This is a genomic window from Lysobacter soli, from assembly GCF_003382285.1.
Lineage (GTDB): Bacteria > Pseudomonadota > Gammaproteobacteria > Xanthomonadales > Xanthomonadaceae > Lysobacter_J > Lysobacter_J soli.
Map to the genome: position 1 here is coordinate 26529 of NZ_QTJR01000002.1, position 14729 is coordinate 41257.

The 14729-nt window shown below is 68.3% G+C and carries 14 protein-coding genes; 5 read left to right on the top strand and 9 right to left on the bottom strand.

The features are described from left to right. Positions 1-3 precede the first annotated feature (3 nt). The 5 genes from DX912_RS03390 to DX912_RS03415 form a co-directional block, all read right to left on the bottom strand. A complete protein-coding gene (locus DX912_RS03390; protein WP_115841080.1) occupies positions 4-681 on the bottom strand; it encodes an HvfX family Cu-binding RiPP maturation protein in 678 nt (225 codons plus the stop codon). Between the two features lie 293 nt (positions 682-974). Further along, a complete protein-coding gene (locus tag DX912_RS03395; protein WP_115841081.1) occupies positions 975-1889 on the bottom strand; it encodes an alpha/beta fold hydrolase in 915 nt (304 codons plus the stop codon). A gap of 35 nt (positions 1890-1924) precedes the next feature. Beyond that, positions 1925-2383 carry a hypothetical protein gene (locus DX912_RS03400; RefSeq protein WP_115841082.1) on the bottom strand — a complete coding sequence of 153 codons (459 nt, stop codon included), beginning with the start codon at positions 2381-2383 and terminating at the stop codon, positions 1925-1927. 666 nt (positions 2384-3049) lie between these two features. Further along, on the bottom strand, positions 3050-3547 hold the full coding sequence (locus DX912_RS03410; protein ID WP_115841084.1) for a hypothetical protein: 498 nt from the start codon (positions 3545-3547) through the stop codon (positions 3050-3052). Between the two features lie 52 nt (positions 3548-3599). Beyond that, positions 3600-4604, bottom strand: a complete 1005-nt coding sequence (locus DX912_RS03415) for an alpha/beta fold hydrolase (protein ID WP_115841470.1) — start codon at positions 4602-4604, stop codon at positions 3600-3602. Positions 4605-4903: 299 nt separating this feature from the next. Here DX912_RS03415 and DX912_RS03420 point away from each other — a divergent pair, with 299 nt between their 5' ends. The 3 genes from DX912_RS03420 (at position 4904) to DX912_RS03430 (ending at position 7864) form a co-directional block, all read left to right on the top strand. Next, complete coding sequence (locus DX912_RS03420) at positions 4904-5560, top strand: hydrolase (RefSeq protein ID WP_115841085.1); 657 nt, start codon at positions 4904-4906, stop codon at positions 5558-5560. 64 nt (positions 5561-5624) lie between these two features. Continuing rightward, positions 5625-5903, top strand: a complete 279-nt coding sequence (locus DX912_RS03425) for a DUF1427 family protein (RefSeq protein ID WP_115841086.1) — start codon at positions 5625-5627, stop codon at positions 5901-5903. Positions 5904-6004: 101 nt separating this feature from the next. Next, entirely contained in the window at positions 6005-7864 is a 1860-nt protein-coding gene (locus DX912_RS03430) for an amidohydrolase (protein ID WP_220340764.1), read from the top strand. An 18-nt stretch (positions 7865-7882) separates the two neighbouring features. Here DX912_RS03430 and DX912_RS03435 read toward each other — a convergent pair whose 3' ends face one another. Continuing rightward, the gene (locus tag DX912_RS03435) at positions 7883-8509 is read right to left on the bottom strand and encodes a response regulator (protein ID WP_115841087.1); all 627 of its coding nucleotides are present in this window, start codon (positions 8507-8509) and stop codon (positions 7883-7885) included. 195 nt (positions 8510-8704) lie between these two features. Between DX912_RS03435 and DX912_RS03440 the strand changes: the two genes are divergently transcribed. Then, positions 8705-9244, top strand: a complete 540-nt coding sequence (locus tag DX912_RS03440; RefSeq protein ID WP_220340755.1) for a hypothetical protein — start codon at positions 8705-8707, stop codon at positions 9242-9244. Positions 9245-9278: 34 nt separating this feature from the next. On the opposite strand, the gene DX912_RS03445 is transcribed toward DX912_RS03440, so the two are convergent. Next, complete coding sequence (locus tag DX912_RS03445) at positions 9279-12272, bottom strand: sensor histidine kinase (protein ID WP_181902692.1); 2994 nt, start codon at positions 12270-12272, stop codon at positions 9279-9281. 422 nt (positions 12273-12694) lie between these two features. Here DX912_RS03445 and DX912_RS03450 point away from each other — a divergent pair, with 422 nt between their 5' ends. Next, complete coding sequence (locus tag DX912_RS03450; RefSeq protein WP_115841090.1) at positions 12695-13135, top strand: HEPN domain-containing protein; 441 nt, start codon at positions 12695-12697, stop codon at positions 13133-13135. An 85-nt stretch (positions 13136-13220) separates the two neighbouring features. On the opposite strand, the gene DX912_RS03455 is transcribed toward DX912_RS03450, so the two are convergent. Then, positions 13221-13658, bottom strand: a complete 438-nt coding sequence (locus tag DX912_RS03455) for a helix-turn-helix domain-containing protein (RefSeq protein ID WP_181902693.1) — start codon at positions 13656-13658, stop codon at positions 13221-13223. A gap of 84 nt (positions 13659-13742) precedes the next feature. After that, on the bottom strand, positions 13743-14684 hold the full coding sequence (locus DX912_RS03460; RefSeq protein ID WP_115841091.1) for a LysR substrate-binding domain-containing protein: 942 nt from the start codon (positions 14682-14684) through the stop codon (positions 13743-13745). Positions 14685-14729 lie beyond the last annotated feature (45 nt).

Sequence of the window (14729 nt, forward strand, 5' to 3'; positions counted from 1 at the left end):
GGATCAGGCGTTGACGAGTTCGCGTCCGGAGTCGCCGCGAGCGCGGTTCCAGGCGAGCAGTCCCGCGCCGACGAGGGCCAGCGCGCCACCGGCGACAGGCAACAGGAGCGACACCGCTGCGCCGATGCCGAGCAGGACGGCGCCCCAGGCGGTGGCGTCGGCGTTCGTCGGCGAGGCCAGCGAGCTCCACCAGGCGATCAGCCGGTCCACACTCAGGCGGCCACCGCCGTTGAGCATCAGCGGAACGAGCATCACCAGGTAGATCAGCGGGAGCTTGTAGTTGCCGAACCCGTCGTTGGTGATCGCATAGCCCTGCAGCAGCTCGCCGACGCTCGACCAGTCGGACGGCCAGTGAACGGCGTAGGTCGCCACGACGGTCAGCACGAACAGCGCAGCGGCGACGTAACGCGTGCCCAGTCCGAGCAGCAGCGCGATGCCGCCGGCCAGTTCCAGCCACATGGCCGCGTTCCAGTTGACGTTCGCGCTGAGCAGCGAGAACGGCAGCGGAAACTTGTCCCCGAGGTCGGCGAACCAGTTGGCGCCGTGCAGCTTTTCCAGGCCGGCCTCGAAGAACTCCCAGGCCAGCAGCACGCGCAGGCCCAGCGGAGAAAGCCATTGCCCGACGCCATCCACGCGGGAGAAGAAGGGCGGGGCGGCACGGCGGGAGAGGGAGGTGGACATCGTCGTTCCTGCAAGGGAGGCCATCGGCGTTGGTGCGCATTTCAGCCACGCCCGGTATCAGGCTTGTGTCGCGCACGCCGACGCCCCGACGCAAAACGTGTCGTCGGGCAGGGCGGATACGTTTCGATACAAACCCGTCAGGCACGGGTCAGCGATCCGCCGATGGCGGATGTCTCGGAGTGCGGATGCGTGCCGGGCGCTGATCGCGCGAGTGGCCCTGTCAGCCAGGGCGCATGGTCAGGCGCTGCATGTGCGCGCTTGCGCGCACATCGGGAGATTGCGGGCCAGAGCCTTCAGCGAGCGCCGGCGCGGCCAAGGAAATCCACCACGAGACCGGAGACTTCGTCGGGATACTGATGGTGCGGCGCGTGGCCGGTGCGCGAGTAGAAGACGAACCGGGCGTCCTGCATCTTGCCGATCAGCGGGAACCAGTTCTGGCCGGCGGTGCTGGTGTCGTGGTCGCCGGCGATGACGAGGATCGGCAGGTCGAGCTGCGCGAGCTTCTGCCTGCGTCCGGCCGCGTCTTCGTGGAACTCGCCGGCGACCTGGAAATAGCGCTCGAACTGCGCCTGCTGCGACGGGATGTGCGCATCGATGTCGGGCCGCACGCGGATGCGTTCGTGCGATGTGCGGGCGCGATCGCGGCTCAGCGAGGAGGCCGGCTCGAAGAACAGGACTTCTTCATCGGCCAGGTCGTTGACCGGTTTGAGCGCGCGTTCCAGGAATGCCGGCTGCAACGGGATCTCGTTCTTCCCCGGTGGATTCGTCGCCAGCAGCACGGCGTGGTCGACGCGGCCCGGTTTGTCGATCAGGTACGCCTGCGCCAGCAATCCGCCCCACGACCATCCCAGCAGGTCGAACTTCCGCAAACCCAGCGCATCGACGAAGCCGTCCAGCGAGGCCACCGCCTGTTCCATCGTCTGCGGCTGCGCGCCCTGCGAATACCCGATGCCGGGCAGTTCGAACAGGATCACCGTGTGTTGTCGCGCAAGTGCATCGACGAACGCTGGATCCCAGGTATCCAGCGTGCCGCGGAAGCGGTTCACCAGCACGAGCGGCGAGCCGCTTCCGAGCTTGCGATACGCGATGCGATCGGAACCGACCTGCACCGTGCGCGTTTCGGCCGCGGCGGCGCCGTCGGCAGCGATTGCGTGCGCCGGGAAGAACGCGCCGACGACCAGGAGAAACAGCAACGGCAGCCTGCGCATGGAATCCCCTCGTGGATGCGCTCGCGCGCGTTGGCTCAACGTGGATCGACTTCCGGGATATCGAACTGCACCAGGTTCCACCGCGTGACCTTCTCTTCCCACTCGTCGCCCTCGCGCGGCGTGAGCGGAAGCGCGAGGTTCGCCACGAGCATCCGCTTGCCCTGCACCGCGGTGGCAGCCGGGAAGAGCAGGCCCAGCGGCGCGCCATCGTTGCCGATGTCGTCGAAGTGGCCCGCGCGGGCCCGAACGAGCCCGTTGGCATCCAGCGCGACCACCGCGTCGATCTGGTTCGAGGCGACCCAGAGCAGCCCGTCGTGCAGCAGCAGCCCGTCGGCGCCGTAGACGCCGTCGGCGAGCACATCGAGCTTGCCGCCGGCCAGCGGCATGCGCAGCACGCGGCCGTCGCCGGCGTTGTTGACGTAGAGCAGGCCGGCGGCTTCGTCGATCGCGATGCCGTTCGCGCCGAACGGCAGGGCGCCTGTCGTGGCGAGCACGGATCGCGCACCAGCACGTCGACCTTGCACGGCCGGCAGGTGGTCGCATCCTGGATGCGGTAGATCGCGCCCTGGAACGAATCGGAGACGTACGCATCGCCTGCGGCGTTGAACGCCAGTCCGTTGATCGCGGGGAAGCCCGCCGAACCGAAGACGATCCGGTCCTGGCTGCCATCGGGGTTGGCGATGAGGCGATCGCCAGGCGCGGGCGGCGTCAGCGCCGCGAAGCTCGCGATGTCCTCGGGGGATTGGCCGGTCGCGAACTTCGCGGGCAGGCGCTGCAGTTTCGATGCGCCGAAGTTGAGGAAGTAGAGCGCGCCGTCGGCATACGCCAGGCCGGTGATCGGCGTCGGCCCGAGGTCCACGCGGGCGAGCAGCTTTCCCGTCGGCGACAGGCGAACGACCTGGTTCCGGCGGGCCGTCGCGGGTTCGCGGCTGTCGAAGGAACCGACGTATACCTCGCCGGTGGCGGGATGGGTCGCGAGGCTTTCCGGATGGCGGAAGTCGTCCGGCAACGTCGCGAACGGGCGCGTTTCGATGCGCATCGGCGCGCCCGCCGATTGCGCTGCCGCAAGCGGGCACACCAGCGTCAACGCGATCACGCAAAGCGTGGTCTTCATCTCCACGCACCTCTGTCCGAAGTCGAGTCTGGTGTTTCGCGACGCATCACGCCGCCGCGGCCGTCCGGAGCCCACGCCGTATGCGCATCGCCTGCACCGCGGCGCCGGCGAGATAGACGAGGAAACCGGCGCCTACGATCGCCTTGAGCACGGGATCTTCCGGACCCGTGAAGGCCGGATCGCCGATCGGAATGCGCGTGCCGGTCTCGGTCAATCCGGGAATCAGATGGAAGAACAGCGTCAGCGAGTTGCCCAGCACCGTGATGTATCGCGCGAGGCCCGATCCGCCGGCGCGCTCCGCCATGGCCGCGGCCGCGAGCACCACCAGCGTCGCGATCGCGAGCATGTGCGGCGCGCCGAACCCGCCATGGCGGAAGATGAAAAGCCCGGTGAACGCGGTGGCTGCCGTCAGCCACACATACAACGCGCCCGAACGCGTGCGCGTCCCGATCTCGCCGTAACGCACGAGCGACCGGATCCCGAAGAACACCGCCACCAGTGCGATGGCGGTGTGGAACATTCCGAACGGCGAGATGTTGAGCATGGCGAGCACTCCAGCGTTCGCGCCGGCGGACGTTCGCGGCGGCGGTGCGGCGTCAGGACTTGGCGAAGGCCAGCAGGTCCGCGTTGAGGCGGTCCTTGTGCGTGTCAGTGATGCCGTGCGGCGCGCCTTCGTAGACGATCAGCTTGCTGTCCTTGACCAGCTTCGCCGACGCGCGGCCGGCGGCATCGATCGGCACGATCTGGTCGTCGTCGCCGTGGATGATCAGCGTGGGCACGTCGAAGCGCTTGAGGTCTTCGGTGAAGTCGGTCTCGGAGAACGCCTTGATGCTGTCGTAGGTGTTCTTATGGCCGCCGAGCATGCCCTGCATCCACCACGCGTTGATCACGCCCGGCGAGGGCTTCGCACCCGGGCGGTTGTAGCCGAAGAACGGGCCGGACGGGATGTCGAGGAACAACTGCGCGCGGTTCGCCACCAAGCCCTGGCGGATGCCATCGAACACCGAGAGCGGAAGGCCGCCGGGATTGCTGTCGGTCTTCACCATGATCGGCGGCACGGCCGACACCAGCGCGACCTTCTTCACCCGCTTGGTGCCATGGCGACCGACGTAGCGCGCGACCTCGCCACCGCCGGTGGAGAAGCCGACCAGCATCGCGCCCTTCACGTCGAGCTTGTCGAGCAGCTGCGCCAAGTCGTCGGCGTAGTGGTCCATGTCGTTGCCATCCCACGGCTGGCTCGAACGTCCGTGCCCGCGGCGATCGTGCGCGATGCAGCGGAAGCCGTTGGAGGCGAGATGGAACATCTGCGATTCCCAGCTGTCGGCGTTGAGCGGCCAGCCGTGGCTGAAGACGACCGCCGGGCCGGTGCCCCAGTCCTTGTAGTAGATCTCGACGCCGTCTTTGGTGGTGATGGTGCTCATGGTCTTTGCGATTCCTGCGTCAGGGGGAGTGGGGGTGGCGGCGGCCTGCGTCGCCGGCGGCGGCTCGGAGGACGAGCAGCCGACGAGGGGAAGCAGCGAGGCGGCGGCCAGGGCGGTGCCGCCGATCAGCACCGTGCGGCGGCCTTCGTCGATGGGGGTGGCGCGATCGTCGTTTGGCATGGTCTTGGCCGGATCTGTGCTCGGCACCTGGGTGCCACGGAGGAAGGCCGGCGCGGCGGCGTGGCGCGCGCCCGGCATGTCCACGATAGGAAGCCGGTCGCCCCGCGGCGTACCCGCATGAGGGGTGAGGCCGCCCCCCCTGTTCGGGGGAGTGCGGATCGCGCGATGGCGTGATCGCCACGGCATCCCCCGTTCTGGGGAGTCGCGATTCCTACCGCTGGCGGTTTGCGCGGCGAGTGCGCGAAGCCAGTCTGGACGCAGCACGCGAGTCCGCGTGCCATCCCCGTCGGAGCGCTCCCATGCCCAAGGCTTCCCCCGGTCCGAGTTCGACGTTGCTGACCCCAACGGATCACACGCTGGTGCTGATCGACCACCAGTCGCAGATGGCCTTCGCGGTGCGTTCGATCGATGTCGGATCGCTGCGCACCAATGCCGCCCTGCTGTCGCGCGCGGCCGTCGGTTTCGGCGTATCGACCATCGTCACCACCGTCGCCGAAAAGAGCTTTTCCGGCCCGCTGTTCCCGGAGATCGGCGACACCTTCGCGAAGGGCGCCGTGTACGACCGCACCACGATGAACGCGTGGGAAGACGTTCCCGTCGTCCAGCGCATCAACGAAATCGGCAAGGACCGGCTGGTGTTCGCCGGGCTGTGGACGAGCGTGTGCATCGTCGGCCCGGTGCTGTCGGCGATCGAACAGGGCTTCCAGACGTACGTCGTCACCGACGCCTGCGGCGATGTGTCCGACGAAGCGCACGAGCGCGCCGTCACCCGCATGGTGCAGGCCGGCGCGGTGCCGATGACGAGCCTGCAGTACATGCTCGAACTGCAACGCGACTGGGCGCGCGGCGAGACGTACGGGCTGACGACCGGCATCGCGCGCGAACTCGCCGGTGGCTACGGCATCGGCATCCAGTACGCGAAGGCCATGTTCGGCGCGCAGGAAGGCGGGCACTGAGCGCGGCGGTGCGGCCACCACCTCCCCCGGGTCGCACCGCCGCGCTTCCATCGGGAGAAGCACGATGAAACCGTATGTGTTGTCGCTCGGTGCCGGCCTGCTCGTCGGCATCGTGTACGCGTTGCTCAACGTCCGCTCGCCCGCACCGCCGGTGATCGCGCTGGTCGGGCTGCTCGGCATCCTGCTGGGCGAGCAGGTTCCGCCGCTGCTGAAGCACTACCTTCACAAGGACGCGCGCGCGGCGGCGTGGATGGACGAGCAGGTCAGGCCGCACGTGTTCGGCGACCTGCCGCAGTGCCGCCGCACGCCCGCCGCGCCGGACGATCCGGACGCGCGCTCATGACATCCGATTGCCCTGGCGTGGACGCGGGGCGGCGCGCCTTCCTCGGCGCGGCCGTCGGCGCCACGTCGGTGGCGGTCCTTCCCGCGATGGGCACTTCGACGATGCCAGACCTGATCCTGCACGGCGCACGCATGACCACGCTCGACCGCACGCGCCCCCGCGCTGCGGCGGTGGCGATCCGCGACGGCCGCTTCCTGCGCGTGGGCGACGATCGCGGAGTGCTGGCGCTCGCCGGACCGGCGACGAAGGTCATCGACCTGCAGGGCCGCAGCGTGCTTCCGGGCCTGTGCGACAACCACACGCACGTGATCCGCGGCGGCCTGAACTACAACATGGAGCTGCGCTGGGACGGCGTGCGCAGCCTGGCCGATGCGATGGCGATGCTGAAACGCCAGGTGGCGGTCACGCCGCCGCCGCAATGGGTGCGCGTGGTCGGCGGCTTCAGCGACCACCAGTTCGCCGAGAAGCGGTTGCCGACGCTGGATGAACTCAACGCCGTCGCGCCCGACACGCCGGTGTTCATCCTGCACCTGTACGACCGCGCGCTGCTCAACGCCGCGGCGCTGCGTGCGGTGGGCTACGGACGCGACACACCCAATCCGCCGGGCGGCGAGATCGCGCGCGACGCCAGCGGCAATCCGACCGGCCTGCTGCTCGCGCGGCCCAACGCCAGCATCCTGTACGCGACGCTGGCGAAAGGGCCGAAGCTGCCATTCAACTACCAGCTCAACTCTACGCGCCACTTCATGCGCGAGCTCAACCGCCTCGGCGTCACCAGCGTCATCGATGCCGGCGGCGGCTTCCAGAAGTACCCGGAAGACTACGAAGTGATCCGGCGCCTGGCCGACGAAGACCAGCTCACGGTGCGGCTCGCGTACAACCTCTTCACGCAGAAGCCGAAAGAGGAAAAAGAGGACTTCCTCAACTGGACGCGCACGTCGACGTACCGCCAGGGCAACGACTACTTCCGCCACAACGGCGCGGGCGAGATGCTGGTGTTCTCCGCGGCCGACTTCGAGGATTTCCGCCAGCCGCGTCCGGACATGCCGCCGAACATGGAAGGGGATCTCGAAGCGGTCGTGCGCATCCTCGCGCAGAACCGCTGGCCATGGCGCATGCATGCCACGTACGACGAGACGATCGGCCGCGCGCTGGACGTGTTCGAGAAGGTGAACCGGGAGATCCCGTTCGACGGACTGCACTGGTTCTTCGACCACGCCGAAACCATTTCGGATCGCTCGATCGATCGCGTCGCGGCGCTCGGCGGCGGCATCGCCGTGCAACACCGCATGGCCTACCAGGGCGAGCATTTCGTCGAGCGTTACGGCAAGGCGGCCGCCGCGGCGACGCCGCCAGTAGCGAAGATCATGGCATCGGGCACACGCGTCTCGGCGGGCACGGACGCCACGCGCGTCGCGTCGTACAACCCGTGGGTGTCGCTGTCATGGCTGGTCACGGGGCGCACCGTCGGCGGCATGTCGCTGTATCCGCCGGAAAACCGGCTGGATCGCGAGTCGGCCCTGCGCATGTGGACCGAGCGCGTCGCGTGGTTCTCCAACGAGGAAGGGAACAAGGGAACGATCAGCGAAGGCCAGCTCGCCGACCTGGTGGTGCCGTCGTGCGACTACTTCGGCTGTGCGGATGACGACATCGCGCACATCGCGTCGCTGATGACGGTGGTCGGCGGTCGCATCGTGTACGCCGCCGGCGACTTCGCGTCGCACGATCCCCCGATTCCGCCCGCCATGCCGGACTGGTCGCCGGTGCGCACGCAGGACGGCTACGCCCGATCGGCCGACGTCCCGGCGCGCGATGCGCTCGTGCAGACCGCCGGCTGCGGATGCGCCCACGCCTGCAACGTGCATGGACACGCACACGCGAAGGCGTGGGCCGCGAACGCGCCCACCGGCGACCTCAAGGGCTTCTGGGGTGCGCTCGGCTGCGCGTGCTGGGCCGTGTGAGCCCGGAGGTATGCGGCTTTACTGCGTCATCTGGCGCAGGATGCCGCGCCGGATGCCGATGCGGATGGCCTCGGTGCGGTTGTGGCATCCGAGCTTCTCGAAGATCCGCGACACGTGCGATTTGACCGTTTCGATGGAGATGCCGAGGTCGCTGGCGACGCGCTTGTTCTCCTTGCCTTCCGACAGGAGCTGGAGGATGCGCAGTTCGCGCGGCGTCAGCAGTTCGTTGCCCAGGTGCGTCGCGACGTCCGCGCACACTTCCGCCGACACGTACCGCCCGCCTGCATGCACCTTGCGGATGCAGTCGAGCAGCTCGTCGCGTAGCGCGCTCTTGAGCAGGTAGCCGGCCGCGCCGGCCGCCATCGAATCGCGCGCGTTCGCATCGCCGCGGAAGGTCGTCAGGATGACCACGCGCGCTGCCGTGTACTCACCGCGCAGGGTGCGCACGCCTTCCAGGCCGCCCATGCCGGGCATCTGCAGGTCCATCAGCGTGATGTCGGGCAGAAGGCGGCGGAACGCGTCCAGCCCGGCCTCGGCGTTCGATTCGCCGCCCACCACTTCGATGTCGGATTCGTTCGACAGCATCGCCGCGATGCCTTCGCGCAGCACGGGATGGTCGTCGATGGTCAGCACGCGTATCGGCATGGCGCTCACGCTGGGGGACGTGGTCGAACGGTCGAGTCCGCTCGTGGGTGAAAGAGTACCTCCGCGGCGACGGCCGGCGCGACAGCGGATCGCGTCCGTCATTCACCCGGATGGGGGAGGTCGCCAGGGCAAGGATGGTGGATTGCAGGGCGTCGGCCGGCTTCTACATTGGCCTCTCGCGGGCAAGGACCGGGAGTGGCCACGATGCTCGTCAATATTCCCTGCCTGGATGCATTGCTCGACCGGCACGCCGACCCGCTGGGCGCAGCGTTCAACGCGTACCGCAACCACGCGTACCGGGTGGTCAACTTCCATTGCCTGCTCGGCGGCGAGGACATCGACCTGGAGAAGCTGTCCATCGCCGCGGCGTACCACGACCTCGGCATCTGGTCGGCCGGCACGTTCGATTACCTGGCGCCGTCGATCGCGATGGCGAACGCGTACCTCGAGGACATCGGGCGCACGGAGTGGTCCGGCGAGATCTCGGCCATGATCGATCACCACCACAAGCTGACGCCGTGCGATCCGCGCGAGCGCGCCAGCGTGGAGACCTTCCGCCGCGCCGACTGGGTGGACGTATCCCGCGGCCATCTGCGGTTCGGCCTGAAGCGCCGCGTCGTCGCGTCCGTCATGGACATGTTCCCGGGCTTCGGCTTCCATCGCCTGCTGCTGAAGCTGTCGCTGAAGCGGATGCTCACCCATCCGTTCAGCCCACTTCCGATGCTGCGCTGGTAGCAGCGTGGATGACGGCGCCACGCGGCCGCTTCGTTCAATGCCTGGGGTACGCCGCGTCCGCGTCGATGCCGACCTTGACCTCCGTACCGCCGCCCGACCTGCCGCTGATGGACAACGTCGCGCCGATCAGCAGTGCGCGTTCGCGCATGCCCTTCAGGCCCCAGTGGCGCTCCACGCCCATCCGGTCATCTGCGATGCCGATGCCGTCGTCCTGCACGGTCAGGACGACACCGGAATCGCCGTAGGTCAGGCGGATGTCCACGCGCGTGCCGTTTGAATGCACGCAGGCGTTGCTGATCGCCTCGCGCCCGATCTGGCGCAGCTCCTCGTAGACGACGGGCTGAAGCGGTCGCGGCGGCAACGGCACGGTGATGTCGCACACGAGCTGGTGCTCGGCCGCAAGTTCCTGCGCGTGCCGCCCAAGCGCCTCGGCCAGGTCCATCGTGCTCGCTTCGGGATCGCGCAGCTGGTGGATGCGGTCGCGCCCTTCGCGGATGGTGTCCTGCGTGCGATCGAGCACGCGCTCCATCTGTTGGCGGAGCGCCGCGTCCTGCGGCAACTTCGAGGCGAGCGCCTGGAAGCTCAGCAGCATGCCCTGCATGCCTTGCAGGAGGGTGTCGTGCAGGTCGCGCGCGATGCGGTTGCGTTCCGCCATCTGCGCATCGAAACGATCGCGAAGGCGCGCCGTCGCGTAGCGCAGCCGCAGCGCGTAGAACATCCACAGCACGAGCGCGAGCGCGGCGACGACGAGCGCCTTGAACCACATCGACTGGATGAACGTCGGCGGCACCGTGAAATCGAGCGACGCGCCCTGCGGGTTCCACACGCCATCGTTGTTCGCCGCGACGACCCGGAACCGGTAATCGCCCGGCGCGAGGTTGGTGTAGAACGCCTGGCGGCGGTTGCCGGCCTCGACCCAGTCGTCGTCCACGCCGAGCAGCTGATAGCGGAACCTCACGCGCCTGGGCACCGTCAGGCTCAGCGCGGTGTAGTCGATCTCGATCCGCGAGGCACCCGCGGGCAGTGTCGCCGACGCGGGATCGCGCAACCGCTGCGACCCGAACGCGAGTCCGGTGATGCTCACCGGCGGCGGCATGCGGTTGCGCGCGAGCCGCGCGGGCTGAACCTGCACGATCGCGTCCGTCGTCAGGAAGCGCAGCACGCCGTCGCCACCGAGGACGGCGCTGTTCCTCGAATAGCCCGTCACGGCGGGCGCCTTCAGGCCATCGTCGAAATCGAACAGCTGCGCGTGCAGCGGCGCATCCGGGTCGTCGAAGGCGCGGGCGAGGGCGTCGCGAGACACCCTCGCGATGCCGGCACGCGAAAGCATCCAGGTGTAGCCGAGCCGGTCGTCCGCGATCCCGACGACGCCCTGCAGCCAGGGAGCGTCGCGTCCGAGCGGCGTGATCGTCCCGTCGCGCAGCCGCGCCATGCCGCCCACGCTGGCGAGAAGCACATCGTTGCCCAACGGCTGCAACGCGGTGATCTCGCCGCCCGGGATGTCGTCCTTGTTCCACACCACGCGGGTGTCGGGAAGTTCCATGTAGACCAGCCCGCGCGAACGCACGTGGGCGAGCAGCCCGTTGCGGTAGGCGATCAGCGTGGTGACCTTGAGCGGCCCGTCCGGTCCATCGGGCAGGCTGTCGGTCCAGCTTCCGTTCTCGTAGCGCGTGATGCCGCCGCGCGTGCGACTGAACCACAGGCGCCCGTCCGGCGTCGCCACGCAGTCCAGCACATTGCGGCGCTTGTCGGTGGGGATGCGCTCGAAACGCTGCCCGACGCCGCGGAAGAAGGCATCGCTGGTCGCGAACCAGACGACGCCCATCGCGTCCTCGCACAGGGCCTGCGGGTTGTTGAGGCCATCGAGCAGCCGCGTCGTGATGCCCTTCGGCGAAATCCCGTACAGGCTGTCGGAATCGGCGGCGTAGACGGTTCCGTCGCGCGCGCCCATCACGATGTAGCCGAATCGCGAATATGCGGGGATGTCGGTCGCCGGGCGCACGTTGGCCGGCGTGAAGCGATCCAGTCCCGCGCTCGTGCCGATCCAGAGATTGCCTTCGCGGTCTTCCAGGATCGACAACGCACGATCGGAAGACAGGCCGTCGTTCGCGGTGAAGGTTTCCTCGACGGGACGGCCGCCGCGGTACAGGGCGTCGGGCGTCGCGATCCGGAACATGCCCGCCGAATACGTGACACCCCAGATCGAACCGTCGCGATCGAACAGGAACGTCCGGTACGAATGCGTCGCCGATGCGGCGGGCACCGTGGCGAAGGGCGGCACGTCCGGTCGTGCGAGCGGAACCGACGGCAACCGGCGCGTGCCTTCGACGCCGCTCGACTGCCACACGCGCCCGGAGCGGTCTGTCGCGAGGCCCTCGTTGTAGCCATCGCCGCGGGTGCCCGCAATGCCCACGTTGCGGAAGCTCCGTTCACCGGGGGCCAGCACCAGCGTCCTGGCGCCGTCCGAAACCCAGACGCGTCCATCCCGGCTCTCGGCGATGCCCCATGCGGAGGGCGCGGTGATGCCCCACTGCGCGCCGATGCTTTCCCAGCGGCCCGCCGCATAACGCATGAACGGGTGGTTCGAATTGCCGGTGATGGTCCAGACCGCGCCCGAGCGGTCCTCCAGGAAGCGGTACACCCATCGGTCGCTAGCCGCCGGCGAGCGGTCGATCAGCGTTCCGTCGCGCAGCAGTGCGATGCGACCGGACTGGTAGCCGATCCAGAGGTCGCCGTTGCGCGCCGTCAATAACGCCGACACCGGCTCGCCCACGCGCGCGCCGTTGGCGCGGGCGGGGACGACCTCGAAGCGCACGCCGTCGAAGCGATGCAGTCCGCTGTCGCTGCCGGTCCAGAGGAAACCATCGGGCGTCTGCGCGAGGGCATAGATGCCCAGCGGCACGCCGTCCTCGGCGGTCCATCGTGTGTGTCGGAACTGGTTGATCCCGACGTTGGGATCCAGCGCATGCACGGCCGCCGCGCACAGCAGCATCGCAAGACCGGAAAGGACTGCCAGGAGATGGCGCACCACAGCCCCCGTAGGCTGTCTGATCGTGTGGGGTTGATCGCGTGCGCGGAGTCCCCTCGCGCAGGAGCCCATCCTAACCGTTCTCCAGCCAGGACCGGCTCATCCTTTCGACGTATGACTACCGTCCGGTAGTCGGCACTTCTTCGTGCAACCGAAGCGTAAGGCAACCTCGCACGACGATGCGAACGGTTGCGGATGACATCGATACGTCGCCCGCTTTTCCTCTGACCGACAGCACCCGGGATAGTCAACGTTGAAAGGCGCGCGTAGCGGTCAGGCGCGTTCGGGATCGACAACGAACCGGCCAGCGGCACGTCAACGGCAGGCCGATGCCCACGTCCAGCTGCCAGTCGCCGAAATGAATCCCGCGGTGGAACGCTTCTCTGTTAGCGTTCGAACCCTGCCGCGAGGAAAAACATCACATGGGCACGAGTCCGGAAGGTCTGCTGCACTACGCGAAAGAGTTCATGGATGCGGCGAACGTGGTCGCCGACGAGAGCGTGATGGCGAGCCACACGCTGATCGGGCATTCGATCGAGCTGGGCCTGAAGGCATTCCTGCTGGCGAAGGGAATTCCCATGGAGCAGCTGAAATTCAAGCCGTATGGGCACGACCTCGGTTACATGCTCGACGCGGCCGATGCGCTGGACCTCAACAGCTATGTCGAGTTCGCCGCGGACCATCGCACGGCGATCGGGGTCCTGAACGACGTCTATTCCACGCACGGATTCCGCTACTACGAGCCGAACACCGTGCCGGTTCCCGAGTGGAAGACCGTCAACGATGTAGCCGACCGCCTGGTCCAGCGCCTGCGCGAAATCACGCAGGAAGCCAGCAGGACATGGAACCAGGAGCCCGCCTGAGCGCGCAGGTCCTGCCGTCCGACTTCTACGATGCCGCTGCGAAACGATGGCATCCCCGCCTTCGCGGGGATGCCATCGGGCTGGATCAGGAAAGCGACTCCAGCCGCGCCCGTGCTTCCTTCTTGCCCAGCCCGCGCAGGCTCGCCAGCTTCGGCAGCTGCGACTTGCGCGGTACGGACTTGCCCTGTTCCCAGTGATAGATCGACTGGCCGCTCACGCCGGCCAACGCGCCGAAATCCGCGGCCGACAGGCCCAGCTTCGCGCGCAGCGACTGCAGGCCCTTGGCGCTGAAGCGCATGCGCGTACCCGTGTCCTCGCCTTCCGGCGCGCTCGCCGCCGCAGCCGGGCGCGTCTTCGCCGCCTGCTTCAGCCGGCGCTCCAGCTGCGCCACCTGACGCTTCAATTCGGCGATTTCCCGGCGATACGTGCCGCTGGCTTTCCGTAGCGTTTCAACTTCCGCACGAACTTCCTTGCGTGCGAGTCGGGAAATTTCAGCCTTCAGCACCGTTCCGAGATTCGGCATGCGCAGCTCATCAACCATTGGGAGAAGCCCAATAAGCTAACACTCCGCTCGAATCGGGCACGTGGAAGAGGGCTGCCCGCGCCGTCAGGCCTCCACGACCACGCTCCGCCTGATGAAGGCGCGGGCCGCATCGCGGTCGCGCGCGGCCTCGCTTTCCAGCCATTCGCGAAAGCGCGCGATCTTGCGGCTGTCGTGCCGCGCCGCGGGGTAGGTGAACCAGAACGCGCGGCCGTCGCTGACCACCAGCTCGTGCGCGGGCACCAGGCGGCCGGCGTCGATTTCGTTGCGGAACAGGATGGGCGAGCCGATCGCGACGCCCTGTCCGGCAATCGCCGCGGCGATGTCCAGGTATTCCGCCGACAGCTGCGTGCCGAAGCGGCCGGGCGGAATGTCCGCATCGAAACCGAGCGCGCGGTACCAGCGCGACCACCAGTCGGGACGGCCCAGCAGCGGCACCGGCAACGGCGTGCGCGGGTCGCGGCCCAGCTCCGCCACCGCCGCGCGCAGCGAAGGCGCGCACAGCGGCATGAAGAGGCTGGGCAACAGTTCGACTGCGCGCAGGCCGGGCCAGTGGCCATGGCCGTTGCGGATTGCGGCGTCGTAGCGGCCGTCGGTGAGGTCTTCGGCAACGGCCGACAGATCCAGTTCCAGCGCGATGTCCGGATGGCGCGTGCGGAACCGGCCGAGCTTCGGCGTCAGCCAGCTCGTGCCCAGCGAAGGCAACGTCGTGAGCGACAGGTGGGTGTCGTCGACCTCGGCCGCCTGCACGAAACTCGCGCGCAACGCGGCGAAGGCGTCGATGGCCTCGCGCGCGACGATCTCGCCGCCGCGCGTCAGCATCACGTGGTTGGCATGGCGCACGAACAGCGCGACGCCGATCTGCTGTTCCAGGCGACGCACGTGGTAGCTCACCGACGCGGCCGTGGTGTCCAGCTCCTGCGCCGCCCGGGAAAAGCTGCCCAGCCGGGCGGCGGCCTCGAAGGCCCGGATCGCGGCGAGCGAAGGGAATCGGCGGTCGCTGACCATAAGTCTGGCTGAGTGTGCGGGCCGCATTTCGGGTGGTCAACGCAA

What these genes read in the sequence shown, in the direction of transcription:
- DX912_RS03420 (WP_115841085.1), top strand. Translation starts at nt 4,904, where the DNA reads ATGCCCAAGGCTTCCCCCGGTCCGAGTTCGACGTTGCTGACCCCAACG.
- DX912_RS03450 (WP_115841090.1), top strand. Translation starts at nt 12,695, where the DNA reads ATGGGCACGAGTCCGGAAGGTCTGCTGCACTACGCGAAAGAGTTCATG.
- DX912_RS03410 (WP_115841084.1), bottom strand. Translation starts at nt 3,547, where the DNA reads ATGCTCAACATCTCGCCGTTCGGAATGTTCCACACCGCCATCGCACTG.
- DX912_RS03455 (WP_181902693.1), bottom strand. Translation starts at nt 13,658, where the DNA reads ATGCCGAATCTCGGAACGGTGCTGAAGGCTGAAATTTCCCGACTCGCA.
- DX912_RS03425 (WP_115841086.1), top strand. Translation starts at nt 5,625, where the DNA reads ATGAAACCGTATGTGTTGTCGCTCGGTGCCGGCCTGCTCGTCGGCATC.
- DX912_RS03415 (WP_115841470.1), bottom strand. Translation starts at nt 4,604, where the DNA reads ATGCCAAACGACGATCGCGCCACCCCCATCGACGAAGGCCGCCGCACG.
- DX912_RS03430 (WP_220340764.1), top strand. Translation starts at nt 6,005, where the DNA reads ATGCCAGACCTGATCCTGCACGGCGCACGCATGACCACGCTCGACCGC.
- DX912_RS03390 (WP_115841080.1), bottom strand. Translation starts at nt 681, where the DNA reads ATGTCCACCTCCCTCTCCCGCCGTGCCGCCCCGCCCTTCTTCTCCCGC.
- DX912_RS03435 (WP_115841087.1), bottom strand. Translation starts at nt 8,509, where the DNA reads ATGCCGATACGCGTGCTGACCATCGACGACCATCCCGTGCTGCGCGAA.
- DX912_RS03395 (WP_115841081.1), bottom strand. Translation starts at nt 1,889, where the DNA reads ATGCGCAGGCTGCCGTTGCTGTTTCTCCTGGTCGTCGGCGCGTTCTTC.
- DX912_RS03460 (WP_115841091.1), bottom strand. Translation starts at nt 14,684, where the DNA reads ATGGTCAGCGACCGCCGATTCCCTTCGCTCGCCGCGATCCGGGCCTTC.